Here is a 19,106-nt window from a genome sequence, read left to right as displayed (position 1 = left end):
CCCACCCACCGTCGGCGACATGGGCGACGTGAGGTAGTTGACCACGGACGGTGCGCGGCGTTAGGCCGCGACACCGTCGCCGACGGCCCCAGGCGCCGACTCGCAGAGGGCTGCACAGTCCAGCACATTCAACCCGCCGGCCAACGTCGGGAGCTCTTTCCCAGAGGAGCTCCCATGCCCCACTGCCACAAGCGACCTGCACGGACTACCCGCATCGCCCCTGTCCTCGATGAAGCACCCGACTCCGTCGGTCCCAGGGCGTCTGCGTAGCTCACGACCACACCTCGCCCCGGAGGCGATGACGGAATCACTTGAACAGTCATGAAAAGCCTCTCAGCGCCCCCGGCCCAAGCGGATGTTCTGGGTCCAGGCGCTCGTCCCACCCCTCGGCGTGGTCTTGCAGGCGGGGGCATAGCAGCGCCAGACCCAGGTGCCATTCTGCCTGCGGCGGATCTCGATCTCCGCCCCCTTGCAGCGCCCGCAGCGGGGCGGAGCCGCGAAGACCGCCGCGTGCTCGTGTTCCAGCAGTTTCCGAGCGAAGTGCGCACCCCGCATCGTCAGCATGACCTCACGGGTCCAGCTCTGAGAGAGGACGTTGAGGCTGCCGAGCATGACCGTCCGCTCATCGATGACCGCGATCTTCTGATGCATGACGTTCATCGGTACGACCACGTGCGCAACGGTTCGCAGGTCGGTAATGAGTTTCTGGTTGGCGGGCTTCTTCTGGAGCTGGTCGGTGTCGTCTCGGATGAAGACGCTGATCCGTACCCCGCGGTCAGCCGCCTTACGTAGCTCGGGTAGCAGAGAGCTGACCCGCTTCGCCACCCAGGGCGCCCAGAGCCACAAGGACTGTCGCGCGTGGCGGATCTCCTCCGTGAATGTCCGGTAGAAGTCGCGTTCATCGTCAATCTCCGTCACCTCGACGTGCCGACTCAGCACCTCTGCGAGCGCGGTGCCAAACTCTCCACGGAACGTGGGAGGCGCGGTCGGTGGGGTGATCAAGGTCTTGGCTTGGAGGACCCGCACGCCGCGCCGGGTACCGATGAGCGCCGCGAGCTGCGCCAGGGCCGTTCCTGGTTCCGCGTTCTTGACTCGTTCGCCGCTGGCGATGACGTACAGACGGGTCTTGACGCGGGTGACGGCCACGTTGAAGAGGCGGACACCGTCCCGTGGCCAGGTGCTGGCCGCTGGCTGGAGGTGGGCGCAGGCCATCCACAACTCGCGGCTGCCCAGCCCGCCTTCCACCGTGTCGAAAACGACGATGTCGAACTCCCGGCCCTGGAACTTGTGCGCGGTGCCCACCTCTGCCAGCACTCCTCCTCCTGGGCCCTCGATGTCCCGCAGGGCTTCCAAGGTGGCGTCGGACTGTACGCGATAGGGCGTGACTATGCCCGTTTCCTCGCCCAGCTCGCGGTGTAGCTCCACCAGCGCCCGCGCGATCAGTGAGCCCGCTGGCCACCAGCCGCTGCGGCTCCCGGTCAGGTGCGCCCTGGCCAGCTCATGCAACCCGTCCGTGTCGATCAGCACGATCTCCGGATCGTCTGTAGGGCGTGCAGCCTGCGTTTGGCTAGCTCCGTCGAGCACCCCGCCGTACGCGAGATCGTTGGCCAACTGCATCACGGCGGGGCCGAAACGGTGCTGTTGGGTGAGGGTGATGCAGGCCGGGTGGGCCTGAGCGTCGAACGGTTCTGCGATCCCGCAGTGCTGGAAGACGTCCGGGAGCAGCCAGCGTTTGATGTCCGCGCGATCGTGTCCCTTGAGCTCGGGCGGGATGACCGCGCCCAACTGCATGAAGTCCCCGAGAAGGACCGCGGTCCGCCCGGCCTTGCCCGTGGCGAGCAGAACTTCGGGCAGGGTGGCTGCGCCTGCCTCGTCCACGAGGACGACGTCGTACGGACCCTCGAAAACCGCCCGGTTCGTGCGGAACCGGGCCAGGGTCGTGGCGACCATCTTGGCACCTTTGATGATCTCGCTCTGGGCGTCGCGGGCGAGGCGCTCGTACTCCTCCTGGACTTCCTTGTATTGCTTCTCCAGCGCAGGCTGCCGGGTCGCGTCGACGGCTACGGCCGGGCGTAGTCGGCGGGCCAGGTCGAACCGGGCCGGCCAGCCCTGCTGCTCGGCCCGCTCCGTCAGGTCGCTGGCCTGCTGAGCCCGTTCCGCAGCCTCCTCCGTCCGGGCCTTGTCCTCTTTGCAACTGTCGTAGTGGCGTCCGGCCTGCTGTTCTGCCGCCAGCCGAGCCTTGGCGTCGGCCGCCAGGTCGGCGACCTGTTCCCGGGTGAGCGCGATGGTGTCGGCCAGGGCTGTGATCTGAGCGCCGAGAGCCGAGATGTGGGTGGTGGCCGTGATGCGTGCCTCGGTCGCCGACTGCTTGGCAAACGCGGCAGCCTGCTCGGCGTCGGCCAACTGCCGCTGCAGATCGCCAACTTTGTCGCGCAGCCGCCACTTTCTCACAGCACCATTGCCCTCTATTCCCGCAAGTTCCTGGCGCAGGGAATCGCAGGCGCCTTCCGCCAGCAGCGCAGCTGCCTCACGGAGCTCTGCTGCCTTCCGCACCTGGACCACTTCCTCGGACAACCGGTCGACCCGGCACCACTGCGCCCGCGACGACTCCGCAGCCTTGTCGCGGGCCGCGGCCGTCTCAGCCGCGGACAGTGCGTCCCAGAACATCCTCTCGGAGTCAGCCAGGCGTCGACTGGCAGCTTCCTCTCGCGACCGCGCAGATACGAGGTCCTCACCGGGCGTGCGGAGCAGCTTCAGCCCTGCGAAGTAGGCAGAGGCGTCGAATCCGGCCAGACTGCTGTCCAGGATGGCGAGTTGTTCAGCTCGATGCTTGATCGCGACAAGCTCGGCTTCGAGGGTGCTGCGCCGGGCAGCCGTGTCCGCTAGGCGCGCCTTAACCATCAGCGGCAACGACACGGAAGTGTCCTCGGCAACCTCCCGCAGATGCGGTGGGCCCACCCGGACTATGTCGCCGGGGTGGTGCTGCTTGGCCCGCACCACTCCCAGCAGAGCATTGTCCACGGCGATGTTCGTGGCCGATACCAGCAGTACCCGGTCGTCCCTTGCGATGAGGTCGCCGATAGCGCGCTTCAGGACGGTCGTCTTCCCCGTGCCCGGAGGGCCCCACACCAGGTACACCCCCTCACCGAGGCAGGCCCGGTACGCGTCGCCTTGCGCGGGGTGGAATCCGGGCGGGTCTGCCTCGTGGGCCGGTGCTCCGCCAATGCGGCCGGCCGCCAGGGCTGCCGCCAGAGGGTGCTCACCGAGGCCGGAAATGCCATCACGCAGGGCCTCGATGAGGAAGGTGGGCGGCTGCTTCAGCATCCACAGGTGTGGGTCGGTCACGTCAGCGAACTCGGCCACCCGCAAAGTCAGCAGGGATTCGCTTTGGACCATTTCCGAGACCGCGAAGCTGTTCGTCTCGATGCCGTCGCTCTCCGGTCCGGCAAGCCGCAGGCTGTCGAGCTGATCGGGGCCGATGTCGGAGCCACGGAGGTCGACAGCGTACTGGCCAGCGTCGCCGGTGCGTATCGCCCGGCCTATGCGCTGCCAGCGGGGCTGCTTGCCGGCGCCGCCTTCTACGTTGATCCACTCCCCGAGCGCCGTGGCGATCTCCTCGCGCCAGCCCACGTGCCAGTCCCCCTGTCTGCGGCGTGTCCGGAGCGGCAAATCTACCCACGCTCACGGAGTGACATATAGCAGGGTTGCGTGATGGGCAGTCAGGAGCGAGCGCACGGATCTTGCTGGAGCCGGGTACAGGGTGCCGACAGCCGCCCCAGGCCGCCAGCCCCATCGCATGGCGGGTGCAGGCCCCTTCGCCCCTCACCGTGCACGACAGGGGCGAAGGGTACTCATGCGGACTCGTGCATCGACGGTCAGCGGAACATCCAACCGCTCCCGGGCGCTGAGCACAGCCTTGCGGGCACCCGGCTGCAGGCACGCGTACCACTGTCGGTCACGCCCCGAGTCGCGACGGCCCCTCCCCAGCGGAGGCCATAACGGCTGGGAACGGTGCCTGTCACCCTGTCCACTCAGACCGCAGAGAGCAGAGGCGCCCGCCTCTGCGCACTTGCGTGCGCCGCCCTCCCCCTTCGTACGGTCCGGCCGACGGTGAAACGCTCACGCACGCCATGAGGGAGAGCCGTCGAACATCTCCGTCCACTCCAGCACCGCGCTCGTCGGCAAGGTGAAGGCCGCCATCACAGCGGACGACAAGAAGCGGAAGGAAAACGACGACGAGCCGCTCCGCCGGAAACCCGACCTCGTCCCGATCCGGCAGACGGAGCTGCCCCGGCAATTTGAAGTGACCGTCTGGGCCGTGCTCCATACCCTCGCCCGTGCCACCTCCCTGTCATGGCGCGGCGCCGGCCGGGAGCTGGCAGAGCACCGGGGCGCGCTCAAGTACACCCAGGCCCTGACCGGCGGCGACTCCGTCCTCGGTCTCACCGATGAGGGCCGCCGAATTGCAGACCACTACAAGTCGCTGCAGCCCAGCGAACTCGGCATCGGCTTCGCGCTCACCCTCGCCGAGCACATCCTGGCCACGCCTACCATCGCGTACCCGGCGGGCGCCTCCTCGTGTACGAGCGCCTACTCGGTGGCATCGTCCAAGGGCTCCTTCTCGCTCTCCTCAACGCGAACGAGCCGAGCGCCGCCCTCCACACCTACGTGGACCACCTCGGATGGCGGGGTACCCCCATATCGCCAAGGAGCACCAGCCCATCACCTGCGCACGCCCTCCCGGAGCCCGAACGGCCCGACGAGCGCTCACGCCGCCGACGACGATGAGCCGGGTGGCGGCGCGCCGTCCGCCGCCTGAACTGGTGGCGCGTGCCCCGGTGCCGCCCCGTGGATGCAGAGCGCAGCCAAGCCTGCGTCCTTGGGGCCTCGATGGCCTCGGCGGGAGGGGAGACACCGGGGGCGCCGGCGACGGTCAGGCCGTGAGGAAGGGCTTCTCCCCCGCGATGTTCATGCGGTGCATCAGCCGCTCGTGCGGGAAGTAGTCGGCCACCGCGAGGTGCTGGGTGCAGCGGTTGTCCCACACCAGGAGGTCGCCGGTCGTCCAGCGGTGGCGGTAGATGATCTCGTTGGTCTCGATGTGCCGGTACAGCAGCTCCAGGATCGCCCGGCTCTCGGCGTCGGTCAGGCCGTTGATCCGCGTCACGTACGGGTGCGAGAGGTAGAGAGCCTTCTTCCCGGTGACCGGGTGGGTCCGCACCAGGGGGTGGTCCACGGGAGGGTGGTTCGCGAACTGCTCGTCCGGGTCGATGCCCTGTTTCCTCAGCGAGCGCTGGAGGTTGGCGTAGTCCGGGCCGAACGCCTTGCGCACATCGTGCACCGCGGTGAGCTGGAGCAGCATCTCCTGCAAGGGCGCGGAGAGCGTCTCGAAGGCCAGGTACATGTTCGAGTACAGGGTGTCGCCGCCGACCTCGGGGGTCGTCTTGGCGTACAGCACCGTGCCGAGCGGGGGTTCGGCCCAGCCGCTGTTGTCGGTGTGCCAGTCGTTGAGCCCCGGCGGCTTCTGCTCGTTGTTGTGGAGCACCATGCACTCGGGGTGGCCGGGCAGCGTCATGTTCAGCAGGTGGCTGTGCTCAAGGAGGTCGCCGAACCGTCCGGCGAAGCGTTTCTGCTGCTCCACGGTCAGGTCCTGGCCGGGTAAGACCAGCACGTTGTGCCGGTGGAAGGCGTCGTGGATGACCTGCCATGCCTCGTCGCTGAGGTCCTGCGACAGGTCGACGTCGAGGACCCGCGCGCCGAGGGCCGGGCTGACCGGCACGATGGTGGGAAGGGAACGGCTCATATCTGCTCGTACCTTGCCTTTCTGGAGAGGTTTGTCTCGGTCTGGACAGAGTGGTCCCGGCCGTTCGCGGACCGGGAAATGCGGGGGGGCGTCCCAGGAACCGGGGCGCGGGCGCCTTCGCGGCGCCTATCCCGCGGGCAGGGCGACAGCCGCCTCCAGGGGCGCGGCGGCGGGTCCCGCGAGCGTGATCCCCGGCTCCATGGAGGTGGTGAAGGTGCGCAGCAGGACGGCGGGGTCTATCACCCCGCCGCTGACGACGGCGCAGGGCCGACTCCAGCTGTGCGCCGGGGCGTACTTCCTGAGGGCGGCGTACGCGGCCGCGCCCGCGCCCTCGCAGACGATCTTGTCGGTGAACGCCAGTGACGACAGCGCGTCCGCGATCTCCTGCGGTGTCACGGTGAAGACACCGGCCAGCATGTCCTTGACCCGGTGGAACTGGAACGGGAGGACGAAGCTGGCACCGATGCCGTCGACGAAGCTGCGCTCGTACGGCACGTCCGTGGGGCGGCCTGCCCGCATGGACGCGGTCAAGGGGGCGCCGGTGCTGACCTCCACGGCGTAGACCGGCACGGCGCTGCCGGCTTCGCGCAGGAGCGAGGCGAGGCTGTAGGCGAGGTTTCCGCCGCCGTACGGGACCAGGATGGCGTCGATGTACGGCTGGTCCTCCAGGATCTCCAGCCCGATGGTGGCGATGCCCAGCGAGGCGTAGGGGTTGCTCTCGGAGGAGAGAAAGAAGCCGGGGTGCCCGGGGTACCGCGAGCTGACCATCGTCTGTCGCCAGGTGGGGTACGGGACCTCGACGATCTGCGACTTGGGGTTGTAGCGGTAGATCTGGGTGCGCTTGGTGGCCGGGATGGACTCCGGCACCACGACGGTGTAGTCGAGCCCCAGTTCCGCAGTGGCGTAGGCGAGCCCCTGTGCGAAGTTGCCCGAACTGCAGGTCACCACTCCGTGGTCCTGGATGTGGCGCCACACCTCGGGCTGGAACCTGCGGTGGCCGTGGAGCGCGCTCAGCGCCCCTCTGACCTTGAAGGAGTCGGTGACCTGGAAGTTCTCGCACTTGAGGTACACGTCCGCCGAGCTGGGCGCCTTGGACCGCAGCAGCGGTGTGTGCCGCACGTGCGGGCCGATGAGCTCGTGGATGCGCCTGACGGCCGCGGGGGAAATGGCCTCGGGGGTCGGGAAGTCCGTCACGGTAACTCGACCGTCGGGTAGCTGAATTCCTCGACCAGGCCGATCCGGCGGGCTATCGCCTTGCTCGCCTGCTTGTGCTCGGAGAAGGTCATGACGGACCGCAGGCCGTTCTCCGTGCCCCAGCGGCTGACGTGCGCCGCCAGCGCCGTGGCCAACCCCCGGCCGCGGTGGTCCGGATGGGTGTGGAAGCCCAGCTCGATCAGGTCCCCGCCGATGACGCCGTGGGCATCGGCCGCGATCTGCCCGTCCCGGTGCAGGGCGAACCCGACACCGTGCTCGGCGTAGTTGGCCGCGGAGCCGAAGATGCTCCGAGCCATCGGCGAGTCGAGCCGACCGAAGGCCGGACCGTCGATCCTGGCCAGTTCGTACCCTTTGGGAACGTCCACCGCGGGCGCGCTCCAGTGCCGCGAGGACGGCTGGCCCCATTGCAGGCGACGGGCCGGCGTGAAGCCGGCGTCCACGGCCGACGCGTCGACACCCGGCTCGGGGGGACGGACGAGTTGGACCGCCCCATGCCCCTTGAGCAGGTCGTATGCGGCATGGAAGAAGTCCGGGGACATCGATCCGGCCGCGAAACAGAAGGGCGACGTGGTGGCGACCAAGCACGCCGCGGGGACGTCTTGACCGAGATCCGCCCAGACACGGCCCGGTATCTTCTCGTGCAGGACAGCGCGCACAAACGCCAGATTCGGGCACGAGGACCCGAATAACGGCTCGATGCGCGCGTAGTCCCGCGTCGCTAACTCGACCAGCACCGCGTGGTCCACCTTTCTCGAAAGACTAGACAGATTCCGCATATCGCTTTTACCGCCATAAAGATCGCGATAGCCGGATGGCAAGATCGAGCCTGACGCACGAAAGTGGGCCCACGACAGGACGTATCCAGCCATGGTCACTTCACACCGTCCGAATCGCCTCCTTCGGAGCGTGATCCGTCACACCATCAGGAAGCCTCGGCGGTGCATGGGCGGCCGAGTCGAAGTCCCGCCCTCCGAAGGGAAGTTGCCCGCCGACTCGCCGGCCCCGCGAGGCCGGCGAGCCCCGGCAGCGGGGGCCACAAGCACCAGAGGCGTCCGGCCCATTCCTTCACGCAGGAGCTTTGACCTCGCCCTTTCACGTCGAGTGGAATTCTGGCGTTGATCGTCAACTTGCGGATGTCCGGGCGGTGTCGGCCCGGAGAGCACCGGCCGGACGGACGGCTACGCGGTCCCACCCCATGGGATCGAAACCGGCCCGAGAACGGATAACTCGGTTGCCCGGTACGCGCCTTCCGGGAACACAGGCACGCCCTCGAAGAGTTGCCCGGCGTTTCGAGGGAAGGGCTGGACCGGGTCAGCTGTCGTCGCGGTATTGGCTGAGGGAGATCGTCACCTCACCGCCCCCGGGAGCGACTTCGGCCAACCGCACGATCACGACCTCCCGGCCGTTGGCGCTGCGGACGCAGAACGGGTGCTGGTCTTCGAGCGCGTCGAACGTCAGCGAGGCGGCCGGGTCGCCGTCGATCCCCGCGAGGCAGTCACCGAGGGTCAGACTGTCCCCGGGGGCGACGTAGGCGTCGCTGTCCTTGGGGATCGCGAATTCGGTGGCCGAACGCGCCAGATACCAATCGGCACTGGACGCCGGAACGACCTTGCCGTTCTGCAGGTCGAACTCGTCATCCGGATCCGGCGAGGTCAGTTCCACGCCCGCGTATCCCGGGCCGTACGCGTCCTCGGGCGCCCTCTGCGACTGCTCGGATCCGGCGGACGATGTCGAGTCCTCCGGCGGGTAGTCGACGTAATAGACCGCACCGCCGCCGAGCAGCAGCGCGGCGACCACCGCCGGTACCGACCAGCGAACAGCGCGCCACCCGCGCCGGGCCGGGGCGGGCGGCACCTCGGGGCCAGGCTCCTCGTCCCGAGGAAGGGGCAGGGCGGTGGCGGTGACGGTGGGCTGCGCGTGGGGTGCCTCGGCCGGCGAGGACGGCTCGCGGTGGCCGATCAGCTCCGTGTGGAGGGCGGTCGGCAGCCAGCCCTCGGTGAACCGCACCTGGGCGCCCACGGCAGGGTGGGACCGCACGGCCTCGATCACCGCACCGGTGGTGGGCCGGGCGGTGGGGTCCTTCGCCAGGCACTGCCCCAGGAGGTCGTGCAGCTCGACCGGCACGCGGGCGAGATCGGGCGGCTCGTGGACCGCCCGGTAAAGGGCCACGGATTCGGGGCAGTTGCCGAAGGGCGGCGTGCCGCTCGCGGCGTGCACGGCCAGTGCGCCGAGCGCGAAGACGTCGGTGGCGGGCGTGGCGCTCTGCCCCAGTGCCTGCTCGGGGGCCATGCAGGAGGGCGTGCCGATCCGCAGCCCCGTGCTGGTGAGGGCGACGGCGTCGGCGGCGCGCGCGATCCCGAAGTCGATGACCCGGGGACCGTCGACGGCCACGAGGACGTTGGCCGGTTTGAGGTCGCGGTGGACCACACCGGCGCCGTGGATCGATTGGAGGGCCTCCGCGATGCCCGCCATGAGCAGGAGCACGGTCCGTACCGGGAGCGACACCTGTGCGGTCTTCCGGCGCGACGGCCGCGGCAACCTCGATGCCGTCGGTCTCAACTTCAACGGGTGGGGACGCAAACAGGCGCATCGCGACGACGCCGAAGTGGCCTGGTCCGTCGCCGAATTCAACGGAATCGCCTTCAGCGAGGCCGAATTCGTCGGAGAGGACGGCTCCATCGAGACCGACGGTGACGGCACGGTGCTGGCGACCGAAAGCAGTCTGGTGAACAAGAACCGTAATCGCGGCCTGAGTCGGGACGTCATCGAAGAGGCGGTCCTGGCGGCATACGGCGCCGAGAAGATGATCTGGGTCCCCGGAGTGCGCGGCCGGGACATCACCGACAACCACATCGACGTCACCTCTCGTTTCGTCCGCCCCGGCGTCGTCCTGGTACAGCTCCCTCCGGACGACCGGAACGACGTCTGGGCCAGGGACGCCCGCGAGCAGTACGCCATCCTGTCCACCGCGACCGACGCCAAGGGACGGCGCCTCCAGGTGATCCGCGTGGACGGGCCGGACCATGTGCGCTCCCGCAGCTCGACGTTCGTGGATTTGTATCTCAACTTCCATCTCGTCAACGGTGCGGTCATCACCGCGCAGTTCGGCGACGCGCGGACGGACGCCGCGGCCCGCCGGACGCTGGCCGAGGCGTTTCCCGGCCGCGAGGTGATCCAACTGGACGTCGACCGCCTCATGGGCGGCGGCGGTGGAATTCACTGCTCCACGATGCACCAACCCGTCCCGTAACCGGCCGCACATCCGGACCTGCCGAATGCGCCACAACCCTCGTATACCCTTCACCCGCAGCAGCTGAAATTCAGGATCGATTCCCCCTGAATGCGCTCGCCAGTTGAATTCCGGAGTTCTCCGTGCCCGATTCCCCCATGTCCCGCCGCACCGCCCTGCGTTCCGTCGCCGGCATCGGCGCCCTCGCCCTCGGCGCGGCGGCCTGCGGTCCGCGCGAGACCCCGAGTACCTCCGCCTCCCCCTCCCGGCAGACGACGGGACGACGGTTCGGCGCCGAGTGGGACAGCCACACCCGCACCTTCATGTCCTGGCCGGCTCTGGAGTCGGTCTGGGGTGATCAACTGCCCTCCGTACGGGAGGACATCGCGCGCGTGGCCCGCGCGGTCGCGGAGTACGAGCCGGTGGTGCTGATGGCCCGCCCCGAGCAGCAGGACGCGGCCCAACGGGCCTGCGGCTCCCAGGTCGAGGTGATCCCCCTCATGGTGGACGACCTGTGGGCGCGCGACACCGTCCCGCTGTTCGTCGAGGACTCCCGCAGCCTCCTCGGCGTCGACCTCGACTTCAGCGGCTGGGGGAACAAGCAGGAGCACCGCAACGACGCCCAGGTCGGCCGCCTCCTGCTGGACAGGTACGACATCCCGCGCGCCAAGGCGCCGCTGGTCGCCGAGGGCGGTTCCTTCGAGACGGACGGCGAGGGCACCTTGTTGATCACCGAGAGCTCGGTGGTCGACAAGAACCGCAACCCGGGCAGGAGCCGCGACCAGATCGAGGCCGACATCAAGAGCAGCCTCGGCATCGAAAAGGTGCTCTGGCTGGCCGGGGTGCGCGGCAAGGACATCACCGACGCGCACGTCGACAGCATCGCCCGGTTCACCGCGCCCGGCGTCGTCCTCGTGGACCGCGCCTTCCCGGACAGCCCTCCGGACGTCTGGTCGCGCGCGGCCGATCAGGCCAGGTCCGTACTCAAGAACGCGACGGACGCCCGCGGCAAGGGCCTGGAGGTCGTCGACCTGCCGCAGCCGGACCTCGACAAGATCACCGGCCGGGGCGACTCCTTCGTCTCCACCTACGCGAACTTCTACGTCGCCAACGGCGCCGTGTTCATCCCCCGCTTCGGCGACGCCCAGGCCGACGACCGCGCGAAGGGCATCCTCCAGGACCAGTTCCCCCAGCGCGACATCGTGCAGGTGAAGATCGACACCATCGCCTCGGGCGGCGGCGGCATCCACTGCTCGACCCACGACCAGCCGGGCAAGCCGGCCAAGTAGCGAAGACACGCACGCCACGCAGCGACCCCGGTCACCTGACGTACGGGTCCCACCCCGCCCCAGGTCGCGCCGCCCCGGCGGCAACGGGCGGACAATCGGCCGTCCTGGGTGGCTGGCTCGGGCCTGCTGATCGATTCCGAAGGCGCGGCGGCCCCGGGCCCGGGTCAGCGGCGGTACAGCCCGGCGCTGTCGGCAGCTTCCTCGGCGGCTTGCAGATGGCGGCGGGCGTCCTCACCGAGGGTGTTGAGGACGCCGGCGACGATCGTCTCGGTGACTGCCAGGGTCGGCACGAAACTGTCGTAGGGGGAGGGGGCGGTGACCTGACTGGGCAGGACGACCTCGGCGTGCTGGGTGACCGGGGAGAGCCAGGTGTCGGTGAACAGGACGATGAGGCTGCCCTGTTCCTGCGCCATCTGAGCCATGACCAGTTTGTCGGCCTCGTAACGCCGGTAGTCGAACACGACCAGGACGTCGCGGCGGCCGAGCGTGGTGAGGACCGCGGTGCGTTCCACGTGGCGGTCGGGCAGGAAGCGCACATCGTCGCGCAGCTGCATCAGATGCAGTCCGAGGTACTGGGCGAGCAGGTGGGTGAACCTGCCGCCGGCCAGCGTGATCCGGCGCTTGGGATCGGCCAGGAGCTCGATGGCCCGTTCCAGGTCGTGGGGCGGGAGTTCGGCGAGCGTGCGGGTGACCGCCGTGCCGAGTATCCGATCCGCCGTGAGCTCGCGCGCCTGCGGTTCGCGGCCGTATCCGGGGGTGGCGTACAGCGACAGCGGGGAGGCGTTGCGTTCGTCGAGCTCGGTGCGCAGTGCGGCCTGGAAGTCGGGGAAGCCCCGGTAGCCGAGGCGGTTGACGAAGCGGATGACGGTGGGAGCGCTGACCCCCGCGCGTTCGGCGAGCACCGCGACGGTCTCGAAGCCGGCGGACGGGTAGCCGGCCAGCAGCACGCGGGCGACCTTGCGTTCAGCCGGGCTGAGATCCCCCAGCTTCTGCCGGATCTCCTCGGCGAGGGCGCTGGAGTCCATCGTCGTGCCTTCCTGTCGTGAGCCGGACCGCTGTCCCGTCGAGCCTAAGGGCTGTCCGCCTCGCCTCCGCGGCGGTGGTGCGGCTGTGTGCACGGGGCGGGCTTCACGACGGCAGGCGTGGGCTCCCGCACCGGCCGGCGGGTGCGCCGCCGGTGCGGGAGGCCGAGGGGTCAGCCGGTGCGGGCATCACCGAGGCGGACGACGAGGGAGGCAAGCAGGGCGATCCGGGCGGGAACGGATGCCACGTCGAGCCATTCCTCCGGTGAGTGGTCGGCCCCGCCGACCGGCCCGAGCCCGTCCAGCACCGGCACACCGCATCCGGCGATGAGGTTGGCGTCACCGACGCCGCCGGTCGCCGCGGCGCCCATCCGCAGGCCCAACTGCTCCCCGGCCCGCAGAGCGTGCGCGAAGATGCGCCGGGAGGCGGGCGTGTCCGGCATGGGCGGGCAGACCTCCAGCTCCTGGACCTGAACCGTGGTGCCGGCAACGGTGGGGCGGGCCGCGGCGGCCTCGATCGCGGCGCGCGCACGGTCCAGACCCGCGGCGGTCGGCGACCGCACCTCGACGCGCAGCTCCGCTTCGGGGCAGACGATGTTGGCCCGGCTGCCCGCGCGCACGACACCGACGTTGACCGTCATGTCTCCCCCGTCGTCGTTGAGTCCCTCAAGGGCGAGGACCAGGTGAGCCGCCGCGAGGGCGGCATTCGCGCCCCGCTCGGGTTCGATGCCGGCGTGCGCGGCGCGGCCGGTGACGCGGAGCAGGTAGTCCGCCACGCCCTTGCGGGCGACGACGAGATCCCCGTTCTCCCGTGCGCACTCCAGTGCCAGCGCATAGTGCATGCCGTGCGCGGTGCGTTCGGTGACGGGACGGCTGGCCGGCGAGCCGATCTCCTCGTCCGGGGTGGCGAGGAACACCACCTCGGCGTAGTCGTCCAGGCCGGCGGCGTGCAGGATCTCCAGGGCGGTCAGGCCGGCCATCAGCCCTCCCTTGTCGTCGCTGGCGCCGGGGCCGTGGGCCAGCGAGCCGGCGACGTGGAACGGCCGTGCGGCGGCCGTACCGTCCTCGAAGACGGTGTCCATGTGGGCCGCCAGCAGGATCCGCCGGCCGCCGTCGGCCTGCGGCAGGCGGCCGGCCTTGCGGGCCACCAGGACGTCACCGGACCGTTCGCCATGGGCCGGCGGGAGCGCGATCCGCTGCGTGGCGAAGCCGATCGCCTCCAGCCGGGCGGCGGTCCATGCGGCGACGAGGTTGACGCCGTCGGGGCTGTACGAACCGGAGTCGATCGACACCAGCTCGGCCAGGTCCCGGAGGTAGCCGTCGAGCCGGGCTTCGGCCTGGGCCAGCAGCGCGGTCGTGACGGCCGGGTCGTCGGCGGGTGTGTCGCGGCGCTGCCGCGAGAGGGCGCTCACAGGACCTTGGACAGGAACGTGCGGGTGCGCTCCTGCTGCGGATCGGCCAGGACCTGCCGCGGCGGGCCGGATTCGACGTCGACGCCTTCGTCCATGAAGACGGCGGTGTCGGCGACCTCGCGGGCGAAGGCGATCTCGTGGGTGACCACGACCATGGTCATGCCGTCCGCCGCGAGTTGCCGCATGACCTGAAGGACGTCCCCGACCAGTTCCGGGTCGAGGGCGGAGGTGGGCTCGTCGAAGAGCATGAGCTTGGGTTTCATCGCCAGGGCGCGGGCGATGGCGACCCGCTGCTGCTGGCCGCCGGACAGCTGGGCCGGATAGTGGCCCGCCCGGTCGGCCAGACCGACCCGGTCCAGCAGGCGTTCGGCGTCGAGCCGCGCCTGTGCGCTGTCGGCACCGGCCACCTTGACCGGGGCGTCCATGACGTTCTGAAGGGCCGTCATGTGCGGGAAGAGGTGGAAGCGCTGGAAGACCATGCCGATGTCGCGGCGGCGCCGGGCGACTTCCCTCTCCCGCAGTTCGTGCAACCTACCGCCCTGCTGCCGGTAGCCCACGAGGTCGCCGTCGCCGGTGACACGGTCCGGCGGCGCCGCCGTACTGGCGGCTTGGCCGCCGCACGCGGTGAGTGTTGCCACGGACACGGCCGGCAGCACGGCTGCGGCGGTCACGTGACGGGTCGGGCTGGTGTGCACCACGGTCGAATCCTTCCTCTGACGTACTGCCGGCGAGAGTCGCCGACGACGAGCACGAAAGGAAAGTTACACGGAGGCCATTAGATTGGATAGAAGTAATGCACGTTACAACCTGAAGCACTCGGGCTGGTGAGCCAGCCCGAGCAGAGTCGGATCCCCTGAGCTGGTGCGATGGTCATGTGCCAACGGTCATACGGTCATACGGTCATGCGGTGGGCGGCAGTGCGTCGTGGGCGCGTCGGGCGGAGTGGACCTGGTCCGTGCCGACCTTGGGGAGCTGCACGCCACGCATCTCAGCGATGGTGCCGCGCCGGGCGCGGACCGCTGCCTGGTTAAGCCGGGCCGGATCGCGCGGATGGCTGCAGCGCCCTTCTCGGGTACTTCCGAAACACCGCACGTCACCTGACGCCCGGCGGCCGGTTCGTCATCGAGCTGGGCGTACCGCCGCTACGGTTCCTACCGCCCGGGCAGATCGCGATACCGTTCGACGCCTGCGAGCGGTATCGCGGCTTCGACACCTCAGGGCGTGCACCGGGTGGGCTTACGTCCGGTGAGATGCCGTCCATGACCACCAAGGTGGCCTGGTGCGAGCTGATTCTTGCCTGCGTCGCCTACGCCGCGTCAGCGGACCCGGCTGCGTCCGAGAGCCGAAGCAGCTGGGCCAGCTCCTCCCGCCCTCGTCTGATCAAGTCGAGCGCCGTGATCGGGTCCGTGCCCGGCGGCAGCGGGGTATCGGTGAGGAGATCCGGAAGGGTGTATCGGTTGAGCAACCACCGCTGCAGCGCACGCCAGTCGGTGCTCCGGTCGAAGGGTAGGTCACCCGCCCACGGCAATGCCTCGTAGCGAGTGCCGTCGGTGCCGTTTGCGTGGAGTAATCCGGAGCGGCGTACCAGACACGGGAAGCAAACACCACAGTTGGCAAGGGGAGGGCCGCCGCTGCGTCGGGCTGGCGGCTTGCCGCAGCTCAGAGTGGATTCCAGGTCGGACGAGGTGAGGCCCGCATCACGGCCGGCCATGCACACCTCGCCTTTCGTCAGCCGCGCCAACGGGTTGACCACCCGCATCGCGCTCCCGGCGTCGCCCACGGCGGCTACCAAAGCATTCAGACGGTCCAGCGTCCACGGGTGCACAGAACGCGTGGAGCAGGCGGCCGAACGTGCCGGCGTCAAGGGCGGGTTGAGGGCGAGCTGGCCGTTCTCGGGAATGTGCACGATGCCCACTCCGTGCGCGGCAGCGGCACGGATCGCGCCCGCCGCGTACAGCAGACCGCGGGTGCGGGAGGAGGTTTCCAGTCGCAGCCCGGAGCCGTCGCCCGCCGGAGTCTGGCTCATCGGTAGCAGCATCACCGGCCGTGGTCCGTCCAGTCGCTCGACGGCTTCGAACACCTGCCGTTGGAGTCGCAGCAGGCCGATCTCGCGGAACATCACGAGCAGCAGCGGTCGAAGGGTGTCGGCGTGCGAGCGGGTGGCGGCCCAACTGAGGGAATCCAGCCCACCGGAGAACAGTGCCACTTCCGAGGCACGCGGTTCTTCGGGACAGACCATGGCCTCCTGGACGTAGTGACCGGTGAGAGGCCGGAACTCCACGTCCCAGAGGTCCCCGGTGAGGGTCTGGAGGAGTGCGGTGAGATGGGTACGGACAACTGCGGTCTGCCACCGTTCATGTTCCGTGACGGGCACGGCGAGGCTGATGCGACGGGTCCACCGGTCCTGAACCACGCTCCGGCGTACGTACTTGTCGGCGATGAACGCGGCCCTGGCAATGCGGAACAGGTCCTCGGCCCAGTCAGGGACAGGACCAGGCAGGCGATCGCGGCCGATGATGCGGCGCTCCTTTTCTTGGAAGGCTTCCTCGCCGATCTCTGTCCAGCTGTCATCACGAGGCCGGTCCCCTTGAGGGCCGCGCCACCACAGGCAACGGTCCGAACTGGTCATGCGGCGGCTCCCTCTTCCCCGGTGGCCTCCTCAGTGATCAAGCCAAGTACCCTTCCGACCGCCCGCGGCACCAGCGACTCGGCGGTCTTGAGAAGCGTCGTCGACGGATCCTGCGCAGCGCCCGCTGCCAGCTGGGCAGTGTCCACGGCCTGTGCGAGATCCGTCGCTCCAGCGGACTCCTCACAGGGACTCGGCACCAGCTCCACCACCTTCTCCGCGACCCAGTCGGCGATCCTGCCTTCCGGATCGATCGCGATGAGGACAGGAACGGCCAGATTGATGTGCTCTGCGACGACAGACCGAAGGAATTCCCCCGCCATGTGGGCGAAGAACACCTGGTAGAGATCGCACAGGATGTCCGAGGCGAAGCCGCCGCCCGCTGCACCCGTGCCCATGGCGACGTCCAACTCGGGGTGCCGTTCACGGACATCGCGAACCGCAGCGGCCGCCCCTCTGCGTACCGCGGCATCGGCGAGCGTGCCACCGTTTCCGCCGACCTCCGACACGAGACGCGCGACGAGCGCCTCCTCCGACTCCGCGCCGCCGACGGCCAGCGAGCCCAAGGCCCTGACCAGCCGTTCACCGGCCGCGCAGGCCGTGTCGTACAGCCCGAAAGCCGATTGATCGGCACGAAGCGTCTCGTGCAGAGCCCCAAGATAGTCCGCGGCGATCTGCTCCAGCCGCTGATCAGCGTTGCGCGAGTGCTCTCGCCAGCGCGACAGCCGCCTCGCGGCGGAGCTCCACCGATCGCCGCTCGGCCCTTTCCATCGTGTGGATGTCCCCAATGCGCCCCCAACCTGATGGTGTCCCGCCCCGGTCCCACAGCCATGGCAGCAGACCGGATTGTTCCCAGGTAGGGCGGGACTCAGCCAGAGCGGCGCATACTGGCCCGACGGCCAGTTAGCCAGAAACATCACTGTCTGTGGCACATGCCCCTGCAAACGCGAGGGGGCGTAGCACTGGGTCACGAACCTGGCACAGGAGACCTTCCATGCCAGCTCAAGGGCTGGCAAGATTTCCCTTGCGTCAGGTATCCCGTGATTCACGCCTGCTATGGAACGTCAGATCAACTCTGCTTGTCTCAGCGGAGGATGGAGCCACTCGCCTCGCGAATGCGGCGCGGCGGGCAGACTCAGCGGCTACTGCCGTCCCGCCCGAACCCATTCGGGACGAAGAGGTCGTGGGTCCAAAATCAGCCTCCCCGGCTGAAGAAGCACCACGGTGGACACGGGAGGGTCCGAGCACACCCGATCGGCATCGTCCAGCGAGGTCGCGGCCACCGACCGCGACTACGGAGCCGCGGGGAAAACTCCGACAGCCTGGCGCTCCGTCGCAAGCCTCACCGCCATCACCCACCCCGGAGTCGAACCCGCCGCCTCCGATTCGAAGGACGTCCGGCACAAGGGCGAACTAACCGAAGAAGAAGCCGCGTCCTCCCCGCTCGTTCACGCCGGAGTTCAAGGCCGAGATCGTCGAGCTGTGCCGCCGTGGTGACCCCTCGATCGGCCAGGTCGCGAGAGACTTCGAGCTGACCGAGACAGCGGTACAGGCCTGAGTGAAGCAGGACAAGGTCGATGCGGGCGGGCGGGTCTGACCAACAGCGAGCGTGAGGAGCTGGCTGCACTGCGGCGCGAGAACCGCCGACTTCGAGAGGGCGTAGAGGTGCTCAAGCGTGCGACGGCTTTCTTCACGACGGAGACCCGGTGAGCGTGCACCCGTTCCCCGTTCATCGAGGCCGAGAAGCGGGGCCGCCACAGCGTCAAACGGCGCTCCGAAGTCCATGAGTATCTGCTTGCGGACCTGGATGCCGGGGGCGTTGAACCTGCGGTCGGCGACCATCTCACCCGTGGGCCGCTGCACCATGCCTGCGGGCCGCCACGGCGCGGCCTTCAAGCCCGAAAGTTAACGGCCCAGCGCGGCATACCGCTCGCGGAACCATGCGGCGTCGCCCCTACCGTGCAGGACTTCCCCGTCTTGGGCACGAAGGGTACGGAGGTCTCGCGGCCACCCCCAGGGCGATCTTGATCGGCCGAGGAAGCTCAACCGAACCCGGCGGTCGGGGTTGTCCACGTTCGTGTCCGCGAAGCTCCGTTAGGACAACCGTCAGGGTAGCTCGCGGCCTGGCCAGATCCGTAGGCCAGCACATCGGTATCCATGTACGAGGAGTGCAAGGAGCCCTTCTAACGCCGCTCCCCTGCTGCTCCAGCAGATGGTCGACGCGGGCTGGCTGGGCCGCAAGGCCGGGCCCGGTCTCCACTCCTACAGCACATGTGATGGGACCGCGAAGTGACACTGTTTCAGGGGAAATTCGCCCTCCGAGCAGCGCCAACAGCGGTGTCGCGCTCGGGAGACTTACGCTGTCCCGGCGGCCCCACCCACGCAGCCCTACCCGGCCAGCGCAACCTGCCGAGCGGTGGAGCCCGATGAGCGTCATCAGCTAGCAGGAAATGACCGACCTGGGGCTTTACATCCATTTCAGAGCCGTCGGGGCTATTCTCACTTACTCGGCG

14 protein-coding genes and 1 pseudogene are annotated in these 19,106 nt (G+C 69.1%); 4 read left to right on the top strand and 11 right to left on the bottom strand.

The annotated features are described in order from the left end of the window. Window positions 1–333: 333 nt before the first annotated feature. Window positions 334–3,630: an AAA domain-containing protein gene (locus ACIQE0_RS02060; protein WP_402328390.1), complete on the bottom strand. Its 3,297-nt coding sequence runs from the start codon at window positions 3,628–3,630 to the stop codon at window positions 334–336. A gap of 556 nt (window positions 3,631–4,186) precedes the next feature. Here ACIQE0_RS02060 and ACIQE0_RS02055 point away from each other — a divergent pair. Beyond that, window positions 4,187–4,819 (top strand): hypothetical protein, encoded by a 633-nt coding sequence (locus ACIQE0_RS02055; RefSeq protein WP_402328388.1) that lies wholly within the window; start codon window positions 4,187–4,189, stop codon window positions 4,817–4,819. A 114-nt stretch (window positions 4,820–4,933) separates the two neighbouring features. Here the strand turns inward: ACIQE0_RS02055 and ACIQE0_RS02050 are convergent, their stop codons facing one another. The 4 genes from ACIQE0_RS02050 to ACIQE0_RS02035 form a co-directional block, all read right to left on the bottom strand. After that, on the bottom strand, window positions 4,934–5,800 hold the full coding sequence (locus ACIQE0_RS02050; RefSeq protein WP_402328387.1) for a TauD/TfdA dioxygenase family protein: 867 nt from the start codon (window positions 5,798–5,800) through the stop codon (window positions 4,934–4,936). Window positions 5,801–5,926: 126 nt separating this feature from the next. Beyond that, on the bottom strand, window positions 5,927–6,994 hold the full coding sequence (locus ACIQE0_RS02045) for a pyridoxal-phosphate dependent enzyme (protein ID WP_402328385.1): 1,068 nt from the start codon (window positions 6,992–6,994) through the stop codon (window positions 5,927–5,929). Then, window positions 6,991–7,884: a GNAT family N-acetyltransferase gene (locus ACIQE0_RS02040; protein ID WP_402328383.1), complete on the bottom strand. Its 894-nt coding sequence runs from the start codon at window positions 7,882–7,884 to the stop codon at window positions 6,991–6,993. Before ACIQE0_RS02040 ends, ACIQE0_RS02045 begins: the two co-directional genes overlap by 4 nt. Window positions 7,885–8,326: 442 nt before the next feature. After that, window positions 8,327–9,499, bottom strand: a complete 1,173-nt coding sequence (locus ACIQE0_RS02035) for a protein kinase (RefSeq protein ID WP_402328381.1) — start codon at window positions 9,497–9,499, stop codon at window positions 8,327–8,329. Between ACIQE0_RS02035 and ACIQE0_RS02030 the strand changes: the two genes are divergently transcribed. Next, window positions 9,486–10,265 carry an agmatine/peptidylarginine deiminase gene (locus ACIQE0_RS02030; RefSeq protein WP_402328379.1) on the top strand — a complete coding sequence of 260 codons (780 nt, stop codon included), beginning with the start codon at window positions 9,486–9,488 and terminating at the stop codon, window positions 10,263–10,265. The two genes, ACIQE0_RS02035 and ACIQE0_RS02030, sit on opposite strands and share 14 nt — an antisense overlap. 137 nt (window positions 10,266–10,402) lie before the next feature. Further along, window positions 10,403–11,533 (top strand): agmatine deiminase family protein, encoded by a 1,131-nt coding sequence (locus ACIQE0_RS02025; RefSeq protein WP_402328637.1) that lies wholly within the window; start codon window positions 10,403–10,405, stop codon window positions 11,531–11,533. A gap of 164 nt (window positions 11,534–11,697) precedes the next feature. Here ACIQE0_RS02025 and ACIQE0_RS02020 read toward each other — a convergent pair whose 3' ends face one another. The 3 genes from ACIQE0_RS02020 to ACIQE0_RS02010 form a co-directional block, all read right to left on the bottom strand. Then, window positions 11,698–12,558: a MurR/RpiR family transcriptional regulator gene (locus ACIQE0_RS02020; RefSeq protein WP_402328377.1), complete on the bottom strand. Its 861-nt coding sequence runs from the start codon at window positions 12,556–12,558 to the stop codon at window positions 11,698–11,700. Between the two features lie 170 nt (window positions 12,559–12,728). Next, window positions 12,729–13,967 (bottom strand): M20/M25/M40 family metallo-hydrolase, encoded by a 1,239-nt coding sequence (locus ACIQE0_RS02015; RefSeq protein ID WP_402328375.1) that lies wholly within the window; start codon window positions 13,965–13,967, stop codon window positions 12,729–12,731. Continuing rightward, window positions 13,964–14,665 (bottom strand): amino acid ABC transporter ATP-binding protein, encoded by a 702-nt coding sequence (locus ACIQE0_RS02010; protein WP_402328373.1) that lies wholly within the window; start codon window positions 14,663–14,665, stop codon window positions 13,964–13,966. Before ACIQE0_RS02010 ends, ACIQE0_RS02015 begins: the two co-directional genes overlap by 4 nt. 378 nt (window positions 14,666–15,043) lie before the next feature. Between ACIQE0_RS02010 and ACIQE0_RS02005 the strand changes: the two are divergent. Continuing rightward, window positions 15,044–15,181: pseudogene (locus tag ACIQE0_RS02005) on the top strand (SAM-dependent methyltransferase); the annotation flags it as partial. Window positions 15,182–15,273: 92 nt separating this feature from the next. On the opposite strand, the gene ACIQE0_RS02000 reads toward ACIQE0_RS02005, so the two are convergent. The 3 genes from ACIQE0_RS02000 to ACIQE0_RS01990 all read right to left on the bottom strand — a co-directional run bounded on the left by ACIQE0_RS02000 (window position 15,274) and on the right by ACIQE0_RS01990 (window position 18,489). Further along, window positions 15,274–16,596: a 7-cyano-7-deazaguanine synthase gene (locus tag ACIQE0_RS02000; protein ID WP_402328371.1), complete on the bottom strand. Its 1,323-nt coding sequence runs from the start codon at window positions 16,594–16,596 to the stop codon at window positions 15,274–15,276. Next, window positions 16,593–17,381: a hypothetical protein gene (locus ACIQE0_RS01995; protein WP_402328369.1), complete on the bottom strand. Its 789-nt coding sequence runs from the start codon at window positions 17,379–17,381 to the stop codon at window positions 16,593–16,595. Before ACIQE0_RS01995 ends, ACIQE0_RS02000 begins: the two co-directional genes overlap by 4 nt. Before the next feature lie 625 nt (window positions 17,382–18,006). Beyond that, entirely contained in the window at window positions 18,007–18,489 is a 483-nt protein-coding gene (locus tag ACIQE0_RS01990; RefSeq protein ID WP_402328367.1) for a hypothetical protein, read from the bottom strand. Window positions 18,490–19,106 lie beyond the last annotated feature (617 nt).

Source organism: Streptomyces sp. NPDC093097 (assembly GCF_044754325.1).
GTDB lineage: Bacteria > Actinomycetota > Actinomycetes > Streptomycetales > Streptomycetaceae > Streptomyces.
This window is presented reverse-complemented; position numbering and strand designations above follow the sequence as displayed.

Coding starts and splice junctions, on each gene's coding strand:
- ACIQE0_RS02050 (WP_402328387.1), bottom strand. CDS start 5,800: ATGAGCCGTTCCCTTCCCACCATCGTGCCGGTCAGCCCGGCCCTCGGC.
- ACIQE0_RS02040 (WP_402328383.1), bottom strand. CDS start 7,884: ATGGCTGGATACGTCCTGTCGTGGGCCCACTTTCGTGCGTCAGGCTCG.
- ACIQE0_RS02030 (WP_402328379.1), top strand. CDS start 9,486: ATGAGCAGGAGCACGGTCCGTACCGGGAGCGACACCTGTGCGGTCTTC.
- ACIQE0_RS02025 (WP_402328637.1), top strand. CDS start 10,403: ATGTCCCGCCGCACCGCCCTGCGTTCCGTCGCCGGCATCGGCGCCCTC.
- ACIQE0_RS02020 (WP_402328377.1), bottom strand. CDS start 12,558: ATGGACTCCAGCGCCCTCGCCGAGGAGATCCGGCAGAAGCTGGGGGAT.
- ACIQE0_RS02000 (WP_402328371.1), bottom strand. CDS start 16,596: ATGACCAGTTCGGACCGTTGCCTGTGGTGGCGCGGCCCTCAAGGGGAC.